This window comes from Amphritea sp. 1_MG-2023, from assembly GCF_030547545.1.
Taxonomy (GTDB): domain Bacteria; phylum Pseudomonadota; class Gammaproteobacteria; order Pseudomonadales; family Balneatricaceae; genus Amphritea.
Genome location: NZ_JAUOQE010000014.1, coordinates 41,558 through 64,507, shown reverse-complemented (window position 1 = coordinate 64,507; position 22,950 = coordinate 41,558). Strand labels below are relative to the sequence as shown.

At 47.4% G+C, this 22,950-nt stretch carries 18 protein-coding genes; 7 read left to right on the top strand and 11 right to left on the bottom strand.

Annotated features, from left to right (window positions below; all coding sequences use genetic code 11):
- Window positions 1-44 precede the first annotated feature (44 nt).
- From Q4488_RS09335 to Q4488_RS09320, 4 genes are read left to right on the top strand one after another with little or no spacing between them, the layout of a single operon-like run.
- Window positions 45-680: a TetR/AcrR family transcriptional regulator gene (locus Q4488_RS09335; RefSeq protein ID WP_303580209.1), complete on the top strand. Its 636-nt coding sequence runs from the start codon at window positions 45-47 to the stop codon at window positions 678-680.
- The gene (locus tag Q4488_RS09330; protein ID WP_303580208.1) at window positions 670-1,731 is read left to right on the top strand and encodes an efflux RND transporter periplasmic adaptor subunit; all 1,062 of its coding nucleotides are present in this window, start codon (window positions 670-672) and stop codon (window positions 1,729-1,731) included. The genes Q4488_RS09335 and Q4488_RS09330 overlap by 11 nt, the downstream gene beginning before the upstream one ends.
- 2 nt (window positions 1,732-1,733) lie before the next feature.
- Window positions 1,734-4,808, top strand: a complete 3,075-nt coding sequence (locus tag Q4488_RS09325) for an efflux RND transporter permease subunit (RefSeq protein WP_303580207.1) — start codon at window positions 1,734-1,736, stop codon at window positions 4,806-4,808.
- Window positions 4,805-6,112, top strand: a complete 1,308-nt coding sequence (locus Q4488_RS09320; protein ID WP_303580206.1) for a TolC family outer membrane protein — start codon at window positions 4,805-4,807, stop codon at window positions 6,110-6,112. Before Q4488_RS09325 ends, Q4488_RS09320 begins: the two co-directional genes overlap by 4 nt.
- Window positions 6,113-6,217: 105 nt before the next feature.
- On the opposite strand, the gene Q4488_RS09315 is transcribed toward Q4488_RS09320, so the two are convergent.
- Window positions 6,218-7,015: an ABC transporter substrate-binding protein gene (locus Q4488_RS09315; RefSeq protein WP_303580205.1), complete on the bottom strand. Its 798-nt coding sequence runs from the start codon at window positions 7,013-7,015 to the stop codon at window positions 6,218-6,220.
- A 232-nt stretch (window positions 7,016-7,247) separates the two neighbouring features.
- Between Q4488_RS09315 and Q4488_RS09310 the strand changes: the two genes are divergently transcribed.
- Window positions 7,248-10,151 carry an EAL domain-containing protein gene (locus tag Q4488_RS09310; protein ID WP_303580204.1) on the top strand — a complete coding sequence of 968 codons (2,904 nt, stop codon included), beginning with the start codon at window positions 7,248-7,250 and terminating at the stop codon, window positions 10,149-10,151.
- 84 nt (window positions 10,152-10,235) lie between these two features.
- Here Q4488_RS09310 and mgtE read toward each other — a convergent pair whose 3' ends face one another.
- The 6 genes from mgtE to ectA form a co-directional block, all read right to left on the bottom strand.
- Window positions 10,236-11,585 carry a magnesium transporter gene (mgtE, locus tag Q4488_RS09305; protein ID WP_303580203.1) on the bottom strand — a complete coding sequence of 450 codons (1,350 nt, stop codon included), beginning with the start codon at window positions 11,583-11,585 and terminating at the stop codon, window positions 10,236-10,238.
- 147 nt (window positions 11,586-11,732) lie between these two features.
- Complete coding sequence (locus tag Q4488_RS09300; RefSeq protein WP_303580202.1) at window positions 11,733-13,190, bottom strand: aspartate kinase; 1,458 nt, start codon at window positions 13,188-13,190, stop codon at window positions 11,733-11,735.
- 103 nt (window positions 13,191-13,293) lie between these two features.
- On the bottom strand, window positions 13,294-14,196 hold the full coding sequence (gene thpD / locus Q4488_RS09295; RefSeq protein WP_303580201.1) for an ectoine hydroxylase: 903 nt from the start codon (window positions 14,194-14,196) through the stop codon (window positions 13,294-13,296).
- 20 nt (window positions 14,197-14,216) lie between these two features.
- Complete coding sequence (locus tag Q4488_RS09290; protein WP_303580200.1) at window positions 14,217-14,621, bottom strand: ectoine synthase; 405 nt, start codon at window positions 14,619-14,621, stop codon at window positions 14,217-14,219.
- Between the two features lie 108 nt (window positions 14,622-14,729).
- Window positions 14,730-16,037, bottom strand: a complete 1,308-nt coding sequence (ectB, locus tag Q4488_RS09285) for a diaminobutyrate--2-oxoglutarate transaminase (RefSeq protein ID WP_303580199.1) — start codon at window positions 16,035-16,037, stop codon at window positions 14,730-14,732.
- Between the two features lie 71 nt (window positions 16,038-16,108).
- Complete coding sequence (ectA, locus tag Q4488_RS09280; protein WP_303580198.1) at window positions 16,109-16,597, bottom strand: diaminobutyrate acetyltransferase; 489 nt, start codon at window positions 16,595-16,597, stop codon at window positions 16,109-16,111.
- A gap of 288 nt (window positions 16,598-16,885) precedes the next feature.
- Between ectA and Q4488_RS09275 the strand changes: the two genes are divergently transcribed.
- On the top strand, window positions 16,886-17,380 hold the full coding sequence (locus Q4488_RS09275) for a MarR family winged helix-turn-helix transcriptional regulator (protein WP_303580197.1): 495 nt from the start codon (window positions 16,886-16,888) through the stop codon (window positions 17,378-17,380).
- A gap of 44 nt (window positions 17,381-17,424) precedes the next feature.
- Here Q4488_RS09275 and Q4488_RS09270 read toward each other — a convergent pair whose 3' ends face one another.
- From Q4488_RS09270 to apbC, 4 genes are all read right to left on the bottom strand, one after another.
- Window positions 17,425-18,225 (bottom strand): hypothetical protein, encoded by an 801-nt coding sequence (locus Q4488_RS09270; protein ID WP_303580196.1) that lies wholly within the window; start codon window positions 18,223-18,225, stop codon window positions 17,425-17,427.
- 280 nt (window positions 18,226-18,505) lie between these two features.
- The gene (locus tag Q4488_RS09265) at window positions 18,506-19,147 is read right to left on the bottom strand and encodes a hypothetical protein (protein ID WP_303580195.1); all 642 of its coding nucleotides are present in this window, start codon (window positions 19,145-19,147) and stop codon (window positions 18,506-18,508) included.
- Window positions 19,144-19,710 (bottom strand): dCTP deaminase, encoded by a 567-nt coding sequence (gene dcd, locus Q4488_RS09260; protein ID WP_303580194.1) that lies wholly within the window; start codon window positions 19,708-19,710, stop codon window positions 19,144-19,146. Before dcd ends, Q4488_RS09265 begins: the two co-directional genes overlap by 4 nt.
- A 133-nt stretch (window positions 19,711-19,843) precedes the next feature.
- Window positions 19,844-20,656 carry an iron-sulfur cluster carrier protein ApbC gene (gene apbC / locus Q4488_RS09255; protein WP_303580193.1) on the bottom strand — a complete coding sequence of 271 codons (813 nt, stop codon included), beginning with the start codon at window positions 20,654-20,656 and terminating at the stop codon, window positions 19,844-19,846.
- A 407-nt stretch (window positions 20,657-21,063) separates the two neighbouring features.
- On the opposite strand from apbC, the gene Q4488_RS09250 reads away from it, so the two are divergent.
- Window positions 21,064-22,833, top strand: a complete 1,770-nt coding sequence (locus Q4488_RS09250; protein ID WP_303580192.1) for a sensor domain-containing diguanylate cyclase — start codon at window positions 21,064-21,066, stop codon at window positions 22,831-22,833.
- Window positions 22,834-22,950 lie beyond the last annotated feature (117 nt).

Here is a 22,950-nt window from a genome sequence, read left to right as displayed (position 1 = left end):
TTTATAATTGTTTTTTTATCTTTGAGACGACCGGTCTAATCAACATGGATCAACCAAAAAGAAACGAGCACAACCGAGATAAGATCCTGCAAACCGGTATGCAGCTGTTCGCTCGCAAGGGCTATCACGGTACCGGCCTTAAAGAAGTTTTAAACGCCTGCCAAGTCCCCAAGGGATCTTTCTATAATTACTTCGACAGTAAAGAGCAGTTTGCTATCGATGTGTTGGAATATCAGTATCAGCAAGATGATAAAAAATGGGAACGCTGGGATGCTATGACCTCCGGCGATAGCCTGACGCGCTTTCGTGCATCCCTGCAGCTCTTTATCGAAGACTATGAACAAGACCCCAATACCAGCGGCTGCTTACTCACTAACCTGATGGGCGAAATCGGCAATGCCAGTGATTCATTCCGACAAATTATCGATTCGTCTTGTAATCGTGTTATCGATCACATTGAAAAACACTTTTATGATGCACAGCTCGAAGGCAGTTTTCGTCAAGACTTTTCCGCCCGCGCCCTCGCACAACTTTTTTGGGATAGCTGGCAAGGAGCATTACTACGCACTAAAGTAGAGGCATCCACTCAGCCTTTAGTGGATGTTGCCGATATGCTTTGTTCACTCTTTGCACCACCCATCACTCCGACAATCAAGGATAGATCTAATCATGAAGCTTAATCACATATTTCCCCTCCTCATGGGGGTGACGCTAACGCTGACATCCATCGCTCACGCAGCCGGTTTGCCCGCTGAAGTCGTGCGTGTCAAAACCGAACCCTTGGTGCATATGATCGAAGCAGTTGGTTCACTCAAGGCCAATGAATCCATTATTCTACGCCCCGAACAAAGCGGTGCCATAGAAAAAGTGCTGTTTACCGAAGGCACATCGGTTAAAGCCGGCGCTAAATTGATTGTCCTTGAATCCTCACTTTACCAAGCTCAATTGCAAGAGAGTAAAGCCAAGGTCAATCTCAGCCGCATTGATTATCAACGCGCAGATAGCCTGGTCAAAAAACGTGTCGGCTCACAGCAAGATAAAGACGCCTCGCTGGCGCAGTTACAAGTGAATCAGGCGCAACAGGCGGTGGCTCAGACCCGCTTAAACAAGATGACCCTCACTGCTCCCTTTGATGGTGTGCTTGGATTACGTCAATTTAGCCCCGGTGATTACGTCAATATCGGTCAGGATCTGGTTGAACTCACCGATATGCATATCATGAAAGTTGATTTCAATGTGCCTGAAAACCAACTGTCTAACATAAAAACGGGACAAACGATCAAGGTATTAATCGATGCGCTGCCCGGCGAAAGCTTCAGTGGCTCGATCTATGCGATCTCCCCGAGCATCAATGATCGTAGTCACAATATTGCCATTCGAGCGAAGATTGAAAACCGTGATAACCTCCTGCGGCCCGGACTGTTTGCTCGAATACAGATTATGACTCATACCAATCCCAACGCTATCATGGTGCCTGAAGAAGCCATCATTCCCAAAAACAACGACTTTTTTGTCATGACCGTTGAAGATGACAAAATCAATATGGTGCAAGTAGAGTTAGGTATCCGTCGTCACGGCGCCGTCAACATCACTTCAGGCTTAAATGTCGATCAAGTCATTGTCACTGCAGGCCAACTCAAGTTATTCCCAGGCTCACCGGTGACACCTATTTTCGTTGATGGCAGCGAACCAAAAGACGCTCAACCCACCACTGCACAGCCGGGAGCCTAAACATGATACTGTCTGATATAAGTATCAAACGGCCCGTATTGGCGACCGTCATGAGCTTGCTAATTTTGCTCATCGGCGCAGTCTCATATGAACGCCTGACGGTACGAGAATACCCTAAAATAGATGTTCCCGTGGTCACGGTTGAAACCAGCTATCCCGGTGCCAGCGCCTCCATTATCGAGACACAAGTGACTCAAATTATCGAGGACTCTCTCTCCGGTATCGAGGGCATCGATTATATTAGCTCGGTTAGCCGTTCGGAAAAGAGCCAGATCACCGTTACATTTAAACTCAGTCGAGACCCCGATAATGCGGCCAGTGATGTTCGCGACCGAGTTGGCCGCGTGCGCGGTAATCTACCGGATGATGTTGATGAGCCGATCACCGCCAAAACCGAAGCCGATGCTCAACCGGTGTTTTGGCTGGCACTTTCTTCTGATAATCACTCGATGATGGAGATTTCAGAGATTGCCGATCGCATGGTTAAAGACCCGCTACAAACGGTCAACGGGGTGGCCAACGTCATGCTGTTTGGTGATCGTCGTTTTGCCATGCGTATCTGGCTTGATCCGGCCCGAATGGCGGCTTATCAAATTATTCCCCAAGATATCGAAGCGGCTCTGAGCAATCAAAACGTCGAAATTCCAGCGGGCCGTATCGAAAGCAATCAGCGCGAATTCAGTGTATTGTCACAAACGGATTTGAATAGCATTGAGCAATTCGAAGACATTATTATCCGTAACGAAAATGGCTACCCAGTCCGTATTAAAGATGTCGCACGCGTAGAAATTGCACCGGCAGATGAGCGTAAAAAATCGCGTTTTAAAGGCAAATCAGCGGTGGCACTAGGGGTGGTAAAACAATCGACGTCTAACCCTCTTGATGTCTCTAGTGGTATTCAAGAACGCCTACCACAAATCAAAGCAGCCCTGCCTGAGGGCGTTAATATTGAAATTGCCTATGATTCTTCAATCTTTATATCCGAGTCAATCAAGTCGGTATTTCAAACGATCTTTGAAGCCAGCATACTGGTTATCGCGGTCATCTTTTTCTTCCTGCGCAACCTTCGAGCAACACTGATTCCGGTCATCACCATTCCGTTATCGCTGATCGGTGGCTTCGCGCTGATGCTGATGATGGGTTTCAGTATCAACACCCTGACCCTGCTGGCGATGGTATTAGCCATCGGCTTGGTTGTCGATGATGCGATCGTGATGCTCGAGAATATCTATCGCCACGTTGAGGAAGGCTTATCGCCGATTCAGGCCGCGTTTAAAGGGAGTAAAGAGATCGGCTTTGCGGTTATTGCGACCACACTCACTTTGGTGGCCGTGTTTGCCCCAGTTGCCTTTACCCCCGGCCGAACCGGCAAACTATTTACCGAGTTTGCATTAACACTGGCAGGCGGCGTACTGGTTTCTGGCTTTGTGGCACTATCACTCTCACCTATGATGTGCTCTCGCTTACTCCATCATGAGAAGCGTCACAGCTATATCTTTAACTTAATTGAAGGTTGGATACTCAGCTTAACCAATGGCTATCAGGCACTCTTGAAAAAGGTCCTCAGGTCGCGTCTATTGGCGGTGATTATTATGCTGGGCAGTCTCGGCGGAGCGGGCTTTCTGTTCACTCAGTTGCCTCAAGAACTGGCGCCGGTGGAAGATCGCGGTACCATTCTGGCGATGTCCATATCACCCGATGGAGCCTCCGTCGATTACGTTGATCGCTATGCCAAGCAAGTCGAGGAGGTCTTAGCTAAACAAGATTCAGCCGATCGCTTCTTCACTATTGTTGGCTTTCCCGCCGATACCAATTCGATGTCTTTCTTAGGCCTCAAGCCTTGGGATGAGCGAAGCCAAAAACAGCAAAGTATCGTTGCCGAATTAACCCCGCAACTATTCGGTGGTATCACCGGCACCATGTCATTTGCCATGAACCCGCCATCGCTAGGACAAAGCTTTATCTCTCGGCCAGTAGAGTTCATCATCAAATCAAATACCGATTTCGCTGAGCTTAAAACCATTTCTGATCAACTAATGGCACGCATCTTAGACAACCCTGGATTTGTTCAGCCCGATATTGATCTCAAGCTGAATAAACCGGAACTCTCATTGACAGTTAACCGCGATAAAGCCTCTGAAATGGGGCTAGATATCAACATGATCGGCCGTAGTATTGAAACCTACATGGCGAGCCGTAACGTCACTCGCTTTAAAAAAGATGGTGAGCAATATGATGTCATTCTGCAAGTAGAGCCCTCTTTACGTCGCAACCCGAGTGATTTGAGTAACCTCTATTTACGCACCAATGACAATCAGATGGTGCAACTCAGCTCTGTCGTTGATATTAACGAAAGTGTAGCACCGACAGAATTAAACCACTTTGATAAGATGAAAGCGGTTAAATTCCAAGCCATTTTAGCGCCGGGTTACAGTGTCGGCGAAGCGCTCGCCTTTATCGAACAGCAGATGGCCGATATTAGTCCAGAAACCCTCTATGACTACGGCGGCCAATCTCGAGAGTTCAAAGAATCGGGTAGCGGCCTGATGATCACGGCCGTGTTGGCACTGGTTTTCACCTTTTTAGTACTAGCCGCACAGTTTGAGAGCTTCCGCAATCCGATGATTATAATGTTATCCGTACCACCTGCCCTGTTTGGTGGTCTTTCAGCCCTCTACTTCACCGGCGGCAGTCTTAACATTTATAGTCAAATCGGCTTAATAACGCTCATTGGTCTGATTACAAAACATGGTATTCTAATCGTCGAGTTTGCCAATCAGCTTCAAGATCAAGGCCGTGATCTGCAAGCCGCTATTATTGAATCCGCGACCATGCGCTTACGCCCTATTCTGATGACCACCGGCGCCATGGTACTCGGCACAATTCCGCTGGCCATCGCCTTCGGTGCTGGCGCAGAAAGTCGACAACAAATTGGCTGGGTCATTGTCGGAGGTTTGACCTTTGGCACCCTGCTAACCTTATTTATTGTGCCAACGGTATACAGTTATTTAGGCCGGCGTCTGTACCAAGCGGTAGAGCCGGATATTAATCTCATGGAACAAGGATCACAGCAGTGAAAGTCATCCAACGTACTATTTTGGCCACAGCCATCAGCTGCGCCCTCATCACGCCGCACGTTAATGCCGGCGCCCTGATGGATATTTATCAGCAGGCACTGGCTCAAGACCCACAGCTAAAAGCAGCCGAAGCGGCCTCCCTAGCAGGTCAAGAAGCTTTGCCTCAAGGCCGTGCCGGACTATTACCCACTATCTCGTTAACGGGTAACACCACCTGGATAGATTATGACTCGACGAGCTATAACGAGAATTACCACAATCACGGCTATACCGTCAGCCTGAGTCAGCCGCTGTTTTCTGCCGCCGCATGGTTTACCTATCAACAGGGTATCGCTCAATCTGAGGCCGCCGCATTACAGTTTGGGCAAGCACAACAGAGCTTAATTCTACGGGTGGTTAATAGCTACCTGAGCGTATTACGCGCGCAGACCGCATTGCAAACATCGCAAGCACAAGAGCGCGCCATTAAACGTCGTCTCGATCAGGTTAATGCGCAATTTGAGGTCGGCCTGATCGCCATTACCGATGTTCAGGAAGCGCAAGCATCATACGATAACGCCAAAGTAGCCAGAATCTTAGCGGAGGGCGATCTCGATAACACCTTCCAAGCACTGGCCCGACTCACTGGGCAAGCTGTCGGCAACATTGATCCTCTAGCGAAGGACTATCCGGTTGAGAATATCAGCCCGATAGAGCCTCAAGCTTGGATCGATAAAGCCCGCGCCGGTAATCTCGCGTTACAAATCGCGCAGGCCAATACTGAAGCCGCGCGTCGTCAATCTCAAGCAGCCCGCAGCGGACACCTTCCGACACTGTCGTTAACGGCCAGCCATGATAAGGACAGTGGCTCGTACTCCTCTAATGATCATTCGGAAACCAATCAAATCGGCTTAACCCTATCAATGCCGATCTTCTCGGGGGGCGCAACGAGTTCTCAGAGTCGTCAAGCCGAATATGGTTTTACCGAAGCACAATATAATCAGGATGATGCCCTACGAGAGGTGATCCTCGAAACGCGCAATCTGCTGCGCAATCTACAAACCAATGTATTGAGTGTCGCCGCTCGCAAGCAGAGTATTCTGTCCAGTGAAACGGCATTGAAAGCCACAGAGGAAGGCTTTAATGTGGGCACACGAAATGTCGTCGATGTATTACAAGCCGAGCAACAGCTGTATTCGGCTCAGCGTGATTATGCCGATGCTCGGTTTGATTATGTCGCAAACCTGTTCAACTTTAAGCAACAGATCGGCACACTCAGCCCAGAAGATATCATCGGTCTTGATCAGTGGATGAAGGCAGAATAAGCCTCTTAGTTACAGCATAAACAGGCGGATAGTCTCGGTATCCGCCTGTTTAGTTTGCTCGCAGCCTCCGTTGATGCGCCTTTAGCGATGCATCAATGACGGGCGTTAGTCGGTTACGAGTATCTCAGTTAGACCATTTTTTTGTGCATATTTGCGCAGCATCCCAGAGGCTTTCATCTCCTCTAGAAATGCATCGACCTCGTGCAACCAATCTACCTCGCCTTTCGGCACGGCATAAGCATAATCGGTTTTAGCAAAAGGCTTATCCGGTGCTAACAGTGCGGCCCACTTGGTCAACTCAACCATCCGCTTACCGTAAGGATAATCGCCCATAAAGACATCCGCTCGACCACTCAACACCTCCTGTTCGCGGGCTTTAAAACTATCGACAACGGTGATATCAGCATTTTTAAACTTCGCTTTAACCACTGGCTCCATGTAAGTCCCTTTTTGCACTACAACCACCACACCGGGTTGATCGATATCATGCCAGCTGCGCACACGGGTATTATGTTTGGTCGCCACCGCGTAGATACCACTGGCGAGATAAGGCTGCGAAAACTCCATAAAAGGCTTGCGATTATGGCGCACACCAATGGCATGCATAGCGATATCACAGGCATTGTTACTCATATTATCGATCAGCTTCGAAAAAGAACTTGGCACAAACGTCAGCTTAACCCCCAACCTATTCGCCAACGCATGCGCCATATCAATATCAATCCCCTCCAACTCACCGGTACGCGGGTTTCGATAGCTGATGGCAAAATAATCCGGCCAGATACAGACTTTAATTTCACCGGCTGAAATAATTTTCTCAGATCGCTCACTCGCCAGTGTATTATCAGCGGTAAACATTAAACAACTGATTAAAAACAAAGAAATGCACGTTTTATTCATCATGAGTGTTACATCCTACAAGGCAATCTGATATCAAATAAGTTCTAGGGTACAATAACGCGGTGGACTATAGTCCAGTTTATGCCACTTCTTTGATCTAAGTTGTAATGATATGCATGGAAACTACAAAGCAAAGCCCCCCTCTTTTTCATTGTGGCTTTATGTTGGCTTATTATGTGCTATCAGCTTAATTGGTACCACTCTCTGGTTCAGCTTCACTCAGAGTGTTACCGAGATGGACAAACGATCGGGACTTCATGCGCAAATGATCGAAAGCACCATCACACGCACCTTAGAAGCACTGGAAATCACGCTCGCCTCTCTCTCAGATGAATTTCGTGATAACGAGTTAACCCCCGAACAGGTGAGTAAAATACGTAACAGAGCTCTCAAAGCACTACGCTTTGCACCTCAGTTACGTCAAATTGCGGTGATAAAAGGCGATCAGACCCTGATCGATACTCACGAAGGTTTGACTCATAACATCAATCTCAACATCCTTGGCTTTGATCATGCCAAACGTAGCCCCTATTCGTTGGGCCTGATGATTGGCACGCCTCTCAACGGCCGTTTCTTACCTGAGAAGGGGTACTTTCCCGAGGGCGATATTCAAGAGTTTATTCCTATCGGCTATGAAACCCTCGCCCCCGACGGCGAACGACTATTGATTATTGCCACGTTTAATCCCGACTATTTCAACCGCTATATTGAGGAGCTACACCTCAAAAAGCGTGACCGTGTTTATCTAACCGACTTCGAGGGCAATATCCTGTTGCAGACCGACCTCTACGGTCCTCAGCGAGAAAAAATCATACCGCTGCTGCAGTCCGCCTTAACGGAAGGCATCGATGAAAAGCAGAGTCATCGCTATGTTGGCCCACTCCCTCAGTCATCGATCACGGTTGAATTATTAACCAAATACCCTTTAGCCGTCGCGGTTGTCACGGATCACAAGTATTCGTTTATGCTGTGGCTAAAACAGAAAAGTAGCTTATTAGCGGTACTGTTAATCGCCACACTCTTTCTTGTTTTCGGCACCTTCTTGGTGGTACGACTGAGCAAGAAAGCGTTGCAAATGAAAGATGAAGTACATCTACTCTCAGAAGTTGTCGAACATAGCCCGACCATCATTGCGATAACCGATCCCGCCGGCCTCATTGAGTATGTCAATAAGAGTTTCGAGATCAATACCGGCTATACCCGTCAGGAAGCGATTGGCGAAAACCCTCGCCTGCTCCAATCAGGCGAAATGAGTCGGCAGCAATATGTCGACATGTGGCAACAACTGACGAATGGAAAAACCTGGACGGGCGAGTTTCACAACAAACGCAAAGACGGCACACTCTACTGGGAACAGGCCTCCATCAGCCCGTTGATCAATAAAGATGGCAAAATCAGTCACTTTATAGCCCTCAAACGGCCGATTACTGAAGAAAAATTGGCCCAAGAAAAGTTAAGACTAGCCGCCGATGTCTTTAGTGCCGCCGCTGAAGCGATCATGGTAACCGATCAGCAATCTCGGATTCAGATGGTGAACTCCTCATTTGAAAAAATTACCGGCTATCAACAATCTGAAGTCCTCGGTAAAACCCCCACTCTGCTCAAGTCAGGCAAACATTCAGCTAGCTTTTATCAAATCATCTACAGCGAGCTGGAAGAGAAACATTCATGGGAAGGTGAAATATGGAATCGCCGCAAAAATGGCGAACTCTACCCGCAATGGGTGGTGATTTCCTCTCGCTTTGACCCACAAGGACAGCTTGAGGGCTATGTCGCTCTATTTAGCGATATTACCAAGCGTAAACACAGTGAAGCCGTGATCATCCATCAAGCTAACTACGATGCTCTCACAGAACTGCCTAACAGAAATCTATTTGAAGACCGTCTGCAGCAAGCCATCGCCTGTTCAGAACGCAGTCAGACAAGGGTGGCACTGCTGTATATCGATCTCGATCGATTTAAATATGTGAATGACACCTTTGGCCACTACGCCGGTGATTTATTACTCAAACAGGTCTCCGAACGTTTGCAGGCCTGTGTGCGCAAGAGCGATACCGTTGCTCGACTCGGTGGCGATGAATTTGCGGTTATCGTGCCCGAAATAGACAAGCTCGCCACCATTGAAATGATCGCCGACAAAATACTCAGCACTCTGAGTCGTTCCTATCTGCTTGATGAGCACGAAGCCTATATATCCTCCAGTATCGGTATCGCGATCTATCCCGACAATGGCAGTCATAGCGAAAAGTTAGTCATAAATGCCGATAACGCGATGTATAAAGCCAAAGAATCTGGGCGCAACACGCGCGAATTCTTTAATCAGGATATGAATGACGATTCGATCAAGCGTAGTCTACTTGAGCAGAATATTTATAAAGCGTTAGAAAAGCATGAGTTTTACCTGCTCTATCAACCTATTTGGTCGACTGATGGACACACTATTGAGTCGGTTGAGGCACTGATTCGCTGGTCTCATCCGCAAAGAGGCACTATCTACCCACTCGAATTTATTCCTCTGGCGGAAGAGTCCGCACTGATTCACAGCCTAGGCGAATGGATCATCGGTGAAGCCTGCCGGTTTGCGAAACGACTGCACAGTATGTGCGACAAGCTGCCGAAGCCGATACCTAAAGTCAGTATCAATATCTCCAGTGCTCAATTTCTGAGAGGCAATGTGGCGGATATATTAAGCCACGAACTGACAACCCAGCAGCTGAACGGTACCAATATTATCGTCGAGATTACCGAAAGCGCACTGATGATGGATCAGAAGCGAATCTATAATCAACTCGATAGTATCGTCGCTCAAGGCATCGATATCGCTATCGATGATTTTGGTACCGGCTACTCTTCGCTCAGCTATCTAAAAAAGTATCCTGTACAACGGATAAAAATTGATAAATCATTTATTGATGACATCACCACCGATAAAGATGATCAAGCTCTCGTATCAGGCATCCTGTCACTGGCTAACTCTCTGTCTTTAAAAACCATCGTCGAGGGCGTAGAAACACAGCAACAACTGGATATTTTACGTCAGCATGGTGCACCGATGATACAGGGCTACCTATTAGCGAAGCCCATGTCTGAAGCGAACTTAATCACACTACTGCAAAGCCATGTCAAAGAGTCTGCTTAGGGCTCATGACGATTGACCGTAGTCAACCCCATTCCATCAGGCTGACACCGGCGAATATCGCACAGTAACATCGCGCCCTCGCCATCAAATCAACAACTTGGCCAAGCCCAGAAAAGAGAAAAAGCCAATCGCATCGGTGAAGGTGGTCAACACAACACTTCCTGCCACCGCCGGATCAATCGACATCCGCTGCAGGATCAACGGAATAAAAATGCCGCCAATAACGCCGGTGATTAAGACGATCAGCAGCGCCATGCCAAACACGGCCCCCAGCATAGGATCACCAAACCAATACAATGCAATCGCCGCCACCGTCAGCGCCCACACGAGACCATTCAAAAACACCACCGAGGCTTCATGGAATATTAATTGTGCGATATTAGTACGCCCGATCTGATTTAAGGCTAAGCCTCGCGTGACAATCGTTAAAGTCTGCGAACCCGCCACGCCGCCCATACTGGCCACCACCGGCATCAACACGGCTAGGGCGATCAACTGCTCGATAACCGCTTCAAATAGGCCGATAACCCAAGCGGCGACAAACGCCGTAATCAAATTAATCCCTAACCAATAACCGCGTTTATACGCGCTACTTAAGACCGGCGAAAACATATCATTATTACTGGTAAGACCCGCCGAGCGCAGCACCTTAGCATCGGCTTGCTCTTGAATCACATCCACCACATCATCAATGGTGATACGTCCCAGCAAACGATAATTACCATCCACCACCGGCGCTGATAGCAGATCACAATCCTGAAATATGCGTGCCACCTTATCTTGACTAGCATCAACAGGAATCGCCTGAAACGAATGTTCAAGAATATCCGCCACTAAGGTGTCCGTTGGTAACGATACGATATCACTGAGAGGTAACACGCCTAACAACTTATTAGTACGATCAACCACCATTAAACTATCGAGCTGCTCCGGCATATCGCCTTCTTTGTTGCGCAGCAGGCGTAAATAACGCAATACCGATAAAATTGAGACATCCGCCCGAACGGCCGTTGTATCGGTATCCATCAAACCACCGGCGGTATCATCTGGATAATGCTTCACGCTGTTGTAGCGTCGCTTGCGCAATTCATCCATGGCAGCAATCATCGCATTGATAACCGTGCCGGGTAGATCTTCGTCAATATCGGCCAGCTCATCCGGCTGCAGTAAAAATAAACTTTCTAACAGCTCATCATGGGAGGTGTTATCAATCAAATACTGACGCACTTCACCATTAATGCTCTTCAGCACACCGGCACGTTTTTGAACACCCAACCCTGCCCAGATCACACTACGCTTTTCAGGTGCCGAGGCTTCAATTAAGCGAGCCGTTTCACTGGCACTCACTTCTTCAAGCAGATTATTGAGAGTCACCTCATCCTGCTGCTCGATCGCCTTATGGATCTGATCAATACGTAGATTCACCTGAGACATATACACTACTCCCTATTTGCTAACTGACTGAGCGCCACCAAGCAGCGACCCCGTGAACGCTCAACGTATAGCATAACCCGAGTGCATAACAACGGTATAACATTCTTTGCATGCGTCATGTATTAGTCATCGTAATAGGCGACGGCCTCAGTTGAGGTGCTGTGCTGAATAGCTCGATAGACAGATAGCCTGACCGTGATCGTGTACTTCGACGAGCGCTTTATGAAGGCTTTTGACGGCGGCATCATAATCGCTTTCGGTTATCACAAACTGCATATCCACCTGTCGCATCGACTGATGAATCGCCAACACACTAATATCGCCCTCGGCAATGGCCGATACCGCTTTAGCCAGAATACCCGGCACTTCCATATCGCTACCAATCGCCGATACGATCGCCACTTTTTTATGATCTAATTCGGCGTCTGAGAAGCGTTCAGCCAAGGCCGCGCGAATACGTTTAACGGTTTTCAGATTAGTCGCCAGATAGTGAGTAATGGTATTGGCATTCACATCTTTAGACACGATACGCGCACGAAAACGCTTAATGAGTGCCAACACTTCACGATCGTAGTCTTCGAGATTACCCGCCATATCCTGATCAAACAGCTCTAATGCGAATACACCACGGCATCCAGCAATAATCTCAACTCGCGGCGTATCACTGACATAATCTCCGGTAATCAAGGTACCGGTATGCTCCGGCTCGAAGGTGTTTTTTACTCGCAGCGGCACATTATGCTGACGCAATCCTTTAGCCGCTTTCGGGTGTATCGCTTCCATGCCTAAGTTAGCCAGTTGATCGGCGACATCATAGTTGGTCCGGCCAATCGGCACCGCGTTCTCTTCACCGACCAAACGAGGGTCTGCACTACTCAAATGAAACTCTTTATGAATAACCGCTTCACGGGCCTGCGTTAGCACCGCCAGACGACTAAAGGTCATCTCACTGTAGCCACGATCAAAGGAGGACATTAAACCATCCTGACTATGCGCGTAACCGGTTACTACGGGTAACTGCTTACTCAGATCAATATGCTTGAAGGCCGCGCTGATTCGATCATCTAACGGCATATGGCGATCGGTATCCCAGCCGGTTAAATCAATATAGCAAGCGTTCACACCGTCACGCTTTAACAGCTCAACCATATTCCAAGCACTGTGAGCCTCACCAATACTCGCGAGCATCTCCCGCACCGTGGTTAAGTGTGCATCTAAGGCAAAGTGCCCATGCATACACAGACTATGTAGATCGGTGAGGCATTTTTGCGCATCTTGTAGTCGCTCATCGATGAAGTTATTCGCCCGAATCAGTGCATCACCCTTACCAAACAACTGTAAGTTATGATCATACATTTCACACTTCAGCTGCTCTAATGCGGTTAACCAGCTGCGATCTTCGATACTGCTCGCAAACAGCCCGTAGACACCTGGCTGACCACTGCGCTTGTGTTCCAGCAATTTATCGGTAATGCCGCCATAGGCAGACACCACAAATACACGTTGATAGAGGCTGTCAGGATTTGATGGTTTAAAAATAATATTATCGCGTACCGACACATAATCAGTCATCGATGTGCCGCCAATTTTTTCTATAGTATGCATAATTCTCAGAATTTTTTAGATAAACAGAAAGCGGCCCTCAGCACTTTTCAAGCAGCGCCAATGAGTGATAGCTCAATGTGTATCACTCAAGGCCAGCCAAAGATCAGTCAGATAACGGCGTAATATGAGTACGGCTGCAAATATATTCCGGTCGTGCGGGCTGATCGCAAAAAGGCTCAACCACACGATTCGTCAATGCGTTATAAACAAAAAATACATTTGAGCGAGGCGCCGGTGTGATATTACCATTTGAGCCATGCAACACATTACAATCAAACACGATGACACTGCCGGGCTTACTCTTGGCCGTGACGATTGAGCCATTATCGATCAACGTTTTCAGCTGTGCATCGGAGGGAACGCCGTATTCCTGTTTTTTCAGTGAGGCTTTAAAGTGATTCTCTGGCGTCTCACCAACACAGGTAGCAAACTGTCGATGCGATCCTGGCACCAACATCAACGGACCATTGAAATCGAAGTTTTCTGTGAGTGTAATCGACATGCTCAACGCTCGCATGCGTGGCATACCATCTTCGACATGCCACGTTTCGAAATCAGAGTGCCAGTAAAACTCTTTACCGCGAAAGCCCGGCTTATAATTTAGTCGCGACTGATGAATATACACCTCATCATCGAGAATATAGCGTGCCAATTCAGCCAACCTCGGGTCGGCGGCCAATTTACTAAATAGCGGACTACATTCATGCACGCGAAAAATCGAGCGCACCTCACCACTGCCCGGCTCGGTGATCGTTTCACCGGATGCACGAATCGCTTCATCAGCACTTAAGCGCTCCAATTCTTGCTGAAACATCCGCACTTCGACATCAGAAAAAACATCTTCCAGCACGACGAAGCCATTCTCAGCATATTCACCAATCTGCTGCGGCGCAATCGGCGCCACCTTATTGGCCAGCGCATAAACGGTTGGATCTTGTCGTTCAATAAAATGATTACCCCCCTGTCGAGAGGGGTACAGATCCTCATTGACGGGAGGGGCTGTCATTGGGGCTCCTTGCAAATGACTCATGCGGTAACAGGTTCTGCTTCAAGTTCATATGCCCCTTCGGCATTGTGGACTTCTTTACCATTCAACGGTGGATTAAAAACACAGGCCATCTGCATCTCTTCAAAGGCCCGCAGAATATGCTTATCATGCTTATCCAGCACATACAGTGTACCCGGTTTAATAGGATAAACTTTACCATCGGCCAGCGTTTCGATCTCACCCTCACCGGAAACACAATACACCGATTCGAGGTGATTCTGATAATGCATACCAAAATCAGCGCCTTTATAGATAGTCGTTATATGAAATGAAAAGCCCATATTGTCGTCTTTCAGCAGCATACGCGTGCTTTCCCAGTTACCATCCGGCGATACAACTCGACGATTACTCTGCTCTGCGGTGCCTAAATCACGTACGATCATTATCTTCCCTTTAAATTCAGTTTTGCTTGAGAGTGGTACAGTACTTAATCCCTGCACCTAGGGCGTTAGCATCGCCGCTAACGCCAAATAAAATAGATAGCTAAATACTTAGCTCGCTAGAACAATCGGATCAAAGTACTTTTTATGCTCAGGGATCCGATCCTCTGTTGCACAGACTTCACGAATGGCACTTTCAAGAATATCGATCCCCTTCGCTAGGTTTTCCATCGAAATAATCAATGGGCACAATAACTTAACCACTTGATCATCAGCACCACTGGTTTCAATCATCAAACCATTTTTAAACGCAATGGTGGTAATTTTGTCTGCCAGTTCGCCGTTGACACAGCTTATCCCTTGAAACATGCCTCGGCCGCGCGTAGTAAAGTTACCATCGCCATAAGCATCAACAATTTTTTCAAGCCGTTCAGAAACATAACGACCCTTCTGCTGTATCTCTTTAGCAAAAGCATCATCCGCCCAATAGTTATTGATGGCGGCGGTAGCGGTAATGAAGGCAAAGTTGTTGCCACGGAAGGTACCGTTATGCTCACCGGGCTTCCACAGATCCAGCTCGGGACGGAACAACACTACCGCAAAGGGCAAACCATAACCCCCTAATGATTTCGACAGCGTAACGATATCCGGTTTAATACCCGCTTCTTCAAAACTAAAAAAGGTACCGGTACGACCACAGCCCGCCTGAATATCATCCACAATCAGTAATACTTCATGCTTTTTACAGACTTTATCTAAGTGCTTTAACCACTCCATACTGGCCGCATTAATACCACCCTCACCCTGCACCGTTTCGACAATCACCGCCGCCGGCTTATCGATACCACTACTTGAATCCGTTAACACCTTATCGAGGTAAACGGTGGTATCAATGTCATCACCTAAATAACCATCATAAGGCATACGACTAACACCACTGAGGCTCACACCGGCAGCCCCGCGATGATGTGAGTTACCGGTGGTTGCCAGCGCTCCCATCGTGACACCGTGGAAACCGTTAGTAAAACTAATGATATTTTCACGGCCGGTAAGGTTACGGGCTAGCTTTAAAGCGGCCTCAACCGCATTCGTACCCGTCGGGCCAGTAAACTGCATGACATAATCGAGGTTACGTGGCTTAAGAATCTTCTCATTGAAGGCCTCCAAAAACTCGCCTTTGGCTTTGGTGTGTAGATCCAAGCCATGAGTGATGCCATCACTATGGATATAGTCCAATAGTTTTTCTTTAAATAATGGGTTGTTGTGACCGTAATTCAGCGTGCCTGCACCGGCCAAGAAATCAAGATAACGATTACCGTCTTCATCGAAGAGAAATTCGCCCTGAGCCTTATTAAAAACACGGGGAAACGAACGGGCATAGGACTGAACTTCAGATTCAATCTGTTCAAAAATTTTCATAAAAAATACTCTCAATTAATTAAAAAGGGATGATTCAAAATTCACTTACATCGATATTCAAAGCATTTCGGTTATAAAGGGCCAATGCGTGCCAAAAACTCAGACTCATGCTTATCGTTGAAGTGCGCTGTTCGATCAAACAGCAAAGAACGTTCGAGAGCCGTATCCAACTCACTCGCTAAGCGATTAAATAGCGCCCAAGAAGCACTATTGTCGGCGGTGATGGTGGTCTCAATATGGGTTACCTCAGGGGCATCGTGACGCGCGATAATTGCTTGCAGCATCTGACTGGCAAGCCCCATACCACGGGCTTTTTCAGCCACAGCTACTTGCCAAACAAACAGTACAGTGGGATCTTTCGGGTGGCGATAACCACTCACAAAACCAACCACTTCGCCATCTTTTTCGGCCAACACAGAGGTATCTGAAAAGTGACTGCACTGCAGTAGATTGCAGTAGCAGGAGTTACTATCTAATTCGGGGATTTGACTAATAAGTGTATGAACGGGGTCGCCATCTTCAGCCCCAGGTTTGCGTAGGACTACGCTTTCAATATCCATTGATCCTCAAATATTTTGAATTACATTTATTTAGCTTCACAATTTACTTTTATATTATAAAACATACCAAAAAAAGATTAACAACCCCATTTTAAGTAAAAACGCACCACAAAAACACAAAAAAACGTTGAATTGACAAGAATTGCGCCAATACAACTCACAATGAAATAAAAAATTAATTAGATAATCAAAATATATTTAAATTTATACACTCAACACGCTCCTCGCCATAGATAAAGGAGACAGATATCCGTAGAATAGCCAACCCAACTCAAGACAGGATTCACAATGGAAAACAGCCAGAAGGCGCTCGTACTGCTACGTCAAATCATCCGCTCAACCGACATGCAGGACAAAGAGATTAGCCGCGGCACCGGCGTCACACCACCGCAACTCATGGTGATGCAAACACTTCGCGAATACACTCAACTGACCAGCGGAGAACTCGCTAAAGAGATGGTACTGACGCAAGCCACCATCACCAGCATTCTCGATCGACTAGAAAAAAAAGAACTAATTGCCCGCGAACGAGGCAAAGAAGATAAGCGTAAGGTCTGGGTCAGCCTAACCGATAAAGGCGTCGAACTCATGAAAGGCGCGCCGACAACACAGCAAGATATTTTTGTCAGAAGCTTTGAAGATATGCAAAACTGGGAACAATCAATGGTGGTGTCCAGCCTAGAAAGAATCGCTTTCATGCTGAACGCGGAGCACCTAGATGCCGCCCCGCTGTTAGATATTGGTGAGCTGGATCGAAATCAGCAAGAATATGCTAAGAAATAACGATCCTCGCTAAGCGCAAAATCAATGCCTAACGATGATCGCTGTCAATGGATAACGGGATTACGCCCTTCATTATCCGGTAGTAGCGGGTGACCGCTACTATCACTGCCCAATACGCCCTGCTCGACAGCCATCTCCAATAGCTGAGCCAAAATCATCTGCGTGATATGGGCGCTAATAATCATGCCCGCTGGCGGGTCGCCTTCAAACAGCGTCTCATCCACCATACCATCAGCACGCAAACCCAATAGCAGAGGATTCTCTGCAACCAGCGGAGCAATATCATCGGGAGCAAACAGTGCGTAATCAGAAGCCACTTTCAGCGCCAAACCATAAGCATCTTGCGCCACATCCGCCAGCAACGCGGCATAAGCCGACTCCGCCTGATTCATAACCCTCGTTAGCAGGCTCTCACCGGGCCGTACAAGGTTCTCACGAGCGACTTCTGATTGACTATAGTCGACCTCTGTAACGTCCGGCTCGGGCAACTTCAACTCTTCTGCATCGAGCAACAAACGGCCGTCATCATCGAGACTCAACCAGTTATTTTCTAGCGCTATATCGATCAATCCTTCCATCATCGCGGCAGCTATATTAGCACTAACAATCATCCCAACGCTGGGATTTGCCTGCTCACTCTCATTAACAACCAGCACGCCCATGCGCGCCGCTAACAAGGTAGGATCTTCAGCCACAATAGGCGCCAACTGATCAGCACCGAGATACAATCGCTCCTGGCAGAGCTTTTCAGCTGTCGTATAGGGAAAACGACCTCCACCGAGCTCCATTAGATCTAGATAATCGGCTCTCACTTCCGATATCAGCGTTGTCAGTAACTGACTCATAAAATCTCCGCTATGTCGTAGCCCGTCACACGGACTACTTAATATTAGTCAAACACCCCAGTAACAAGGCTAAAGCTGCACATTGTGCTAATGTTTTAAGGTGATCAGCCGAATAAAAACCAGAGGCAGGAATCCTCATAAAAAACGCGCATGCCACACCTCGACAGAAAAACAAGACAAGGGATAATCATGTTTAACTGGATACGCTGGAGCAAAACCGCAGACGATGATGAAGAAGAAGGTAGTATCTATATACTATCGGACAACCAACATCTGTAAATCAATGATAGATTAGCCCGATCGGGCTAATCTGATGCCGCTGCTGATCGAAGCAGTGACGCAGCTCCGATAATGGCTGCAACACATAATCCACGGGATCCGCAGGAAGGTCGTACCAATCCAGCGTGGATACACGGGTCATCAGATCATATTCACCGATCAATGCATCCAAGTAGATCATCACTGCTTCAATGCGCGGCTCCATATCCAGCGAAGCAGGCAGATCCTGCATATAAATATCGAGATGATAACGACCGGACTCAACCCGATAACCAAACCAAAATTCATCTAGCTGAAATTGCTCATCACCAAAATTAACCGTTGCTGGCACCGGATCATAGCGATTATTAAACGCCACGAAGCTCACACCACCGATATCCGGTGCAGCGCCAACCAACGTCAATACGGCGCTAATCGATTCGGGATAACCATCACACCCGAACACCATCTCAACATTACCCTCACCTTCTTCACGCTCAAAGTGAAAGGTCAGATTAGCATCGATACTTCTCAGGCTTTTACTGTATTCCAGTAATAATGATTCATTTTCAAACTGACTCTCTGACTCGCTAATCAACAGACGCTCGATGGTCTGCTCAACCTGCTGCCAAAAACTCTGAATTTTTTTACTTGCTTCAATCATGTACGAGGTACAACCACTCCGGTTTGACCCTGATATTTGCCATCACGATCTTTATAGGACGTTTCACACACCTCATCAGCGCCCAAGAACAGCATCTGCGCCACCCCTTCATTGGCGTAAATGCGAGCAGGCAGAGGCGTCGTATTCGAAAACTCAAGGGTCACATGCCCTTCCCATTCAGGCTCTAGCGGGGTGACATTGACAATAATGCCACAACGAGCATAAGTACTCTTACCCAGACAGATCGTCAGCACATCACGGGGAATGCGGAAATACTCAACGGTGCGCGCCAACGCGAAAGAGTTAGGCGGAATAATACAAACATCAGATTTAACATCAACAAAGCTACCATCATCGAAGTTTTTTGGATCGACAATAGATGAGTTGATATTGGTGAAAATTTTAAATTCGTCAGCACAACGAACATCATAACCATAACTAGAAGTACCATAAGAGATGAGTCGCTCATCACCACGACGGCGTACCTGACCCGGCTCAAAAGGCTCGATCATACGCTGTTCCAAAGACCTACGACGAATCCAGCTGTCCGATTTGATACCCATCTTTTATGTTCCAGTTCTCTATTGATTATGCGGCCGCACATGATATCGTTTTTGCTAAAAAAAAACCGCACTTTTACAAAAAAAATACGCTATACCTCGCGTATCGAGAGCGGCCGCACGATTCGTTGATCTATTAGTCTTGATTGATAGAGATATTTGGCATCGCCTGCTGTACTGCACTCTGTGCCTGCAATGCGTCTACAACCTGACGCGCCGTAGCACGATAGATCATCGACTCAGCACCATCAGGATCGGCCACCAGCGTTGGCACACCACGATCAACCGCTTCACGAATCGACAGCTTAAGAGGTAACTGTCCCAATAAAGGAGCCTCGTAGGTGCGTGATAACGCTTCACCACCACCGCTACCAAAAATAGCTTCCGCATGGCCACACTGACTGCAAATATGCACACTCATATTCTCAACAATACCCAACACCGGAATATCCACCTTACGGAACATTTCGATCCCTTTACGGGCATCTAACAAAGCAATATCCTGCGGCGTCGTCACGATAACCGCGCCACTAACCGGCACCTTTTGTGACAGCGTCAACTGAATATCGCCTGTACCCGGCGGCATATCAACAAACAGATAATCTAAATCACTCCATTCGGTCTGCGTCAATAATTGCTGCAACGCACCGCTCGCCATCGGCCCACGCCATACCATCGGTTGCGTCTCATCAATCAAGAATGCAATCGACATCACTTCCAAGCCATGCGCTAACACCGGCTTCATGCTGTTTTCACTCAATGGCTCTGGCCGTGTTCCTGGCGCTACACCTAACATCGTACCCATACTCGGGCCATAGATATCGGCATCGAGAACACCCACGCGATAACCTTCAGCGGCCATCGCCAACGCCAAATTAACGGTAGTAGTCGACTTACCAACGCCGCCCTTGCCCGACGCAACCGCCACAATATTTTTCACATTTTGCATCACACGTACCTCACACAGCGGCCATACTGATGATCGCTTATAATAACCAACTAATTTAGTAGGAATTATGCCTTAAAGCTCTCCAGAACGCCAATGACGCAGGGTGATTTATAACAACCTCAGACGCCTGATTTCATCCCATATTCAGTGCAGACGATAGTAACAGCATCGCTCTATCAATGGTGTCATTGACACTAAAGAAAGGTTTACGCTGTAACACATTAAGTATAACTTACAAGAACAGCGTTATTAGTCCTCATTATGGGTAAAAACAGAGCTGTTTTAGTCGATATTTGCCGGCACATATCGGCTTTATAATCAGGGAATCGCTACAATATTGGGATTAATAATCCATCAATTTATGTCAGCTTAATTAAGGCGAAAGCTATAACATGAGTAAACCATAGATGAAGTCTGTTCCATTACGCTGGTTAATTGTTACCCCATTCGTCGTGCTGACGCTGATCTCGGGCATGACGATGTTTTTCATGTCCAGCGTTACAATTTCCAGTATTGCAAACAGTGTCGGTATGCAATATATCAAAGAGGTCGAAGACCGTATTTATGACCGTGTGCAAGATTTCATGGCGCCACTAAGCCATATTATCGAAACAAATCTTAACGCCTTTTCTCACCGCCCTGAACTGCTTGATGATCTAACCCCTCTGGCGAGTCGTTTTTATGAACAAGCGACGCCGTACAATCAAATGACTTTCATTTCAACGGCAACAGCGGATGGTCGCTACCTTGCGTCAGCACAAGATCCCATCAACAAAGGCAAGCATAACATCGCCGCCAACTTCATGGACAAACCGCTGACAATGGAAGGGTTTGAGTATGATCCGGTGCATCATATTGGCTCGAAGATACTATCCGATGCAACCTTTAGCTACGACCCTAGGGGACGGCCTTTTTATCAAGATGCCATAACCAAGGGGAGTATAACGTGGAGTGATATTCATCCTTATTACGGCTATCCAACCCTCGGTATTGGCCTATCGGCTCCCATTTATGATCAAACAGGGATGCTTTTAGGGGTCACCGCCACCAGCATCGCTTTAATCGAGCTCGATGAATATCTTCAATCGTTAGAACTCGTTGACGGTGCCCACCTCTTTTTAGCCGAAGAAAATGGCACCCTCATCGCCACCTCGGAAGAGGACGCGCTGTATCACCAAGCGGATGGAGTTACCACCCGCGCTAAGCTACACGATCACCCGAATAAAGCCTTTCGATTGGCGAGCCAACACTTAACCGCAGGCACACACCAGCTCAGCGAGACTGATCAGGAGTATTTATATTTTGTTCGCTCAATTTCGCTTCAGCATGGTAAAAACTGGGTGCTCGGCATCCTGATTCCGAGTGCTTATCATAAGCGCCTCTTAACCGACTACACCCAAAGCACGATTTTCATTACCTTAGTGCTGTTTATTTGCATCGGCCTGATCGGCTCATTGATCGCTTGGTATATCGGCAAACCCATACAACTACTCAATCAAGCGGCCAATAGTCAGAATATCAAGCGCATTCAAACACTACCGCACCCGCTGAGTAATGTCCGTGAGATCAATTCACTGGGGCAAGGGCTTAGCTCAATGGCCGATAATCTTTTCGATATCATGCAAAACCTAGAGAAAAAAGTAGCGGAAAGAACCTCCGTCCTGCAAAACGAAAATAGCTCTCTACTCGAGAACGCACTGACCGATGAGCTAACACAGCTGTATAACAGACGAGGCCTTTATCAGGCGTTGGAGCTCGCCTTAACCAATGCCCAACAATCGCATCAACCACTGACCTTTGTGTTATGCGATATCGACCATTTTAAGCGCATCAATGACGAACTCGGACACACCGCCGGCGATCAAGCGCTGATTGCCGTTGCCGACAACCTTAAAAATCATACGCGTTTTTCGATCGATATTATTGCTCGCTATGGCGGTGAAGAATTCATCTTGGTATTTATGAACACCCCTGTGACTCAAGTGAAGAGCCGACTGAATAGCATCAGAGATCATTTCAAAGACAATCCGGTGGTGCAAAACCACTGCATTACGATGAGCTTTGGCGTTGTTCATGTTGAAGAAGGTACAGCCATTTCGACAAAAGAGCTGATTGAGCGCGCCGATCGTAAACTCTATCAAGCCAAAAGTGGTGGCCGAGATAAAATAGTCATCTAATATTGAGATCACGCCCTTTTAAGAGGTTACATGAGCATGTATCACTTTAGTCAAGATACTCACAGGCATCATCAGCTTCGCCGATGCGCTTACATATCGGTCATCGGGTTTACGCGA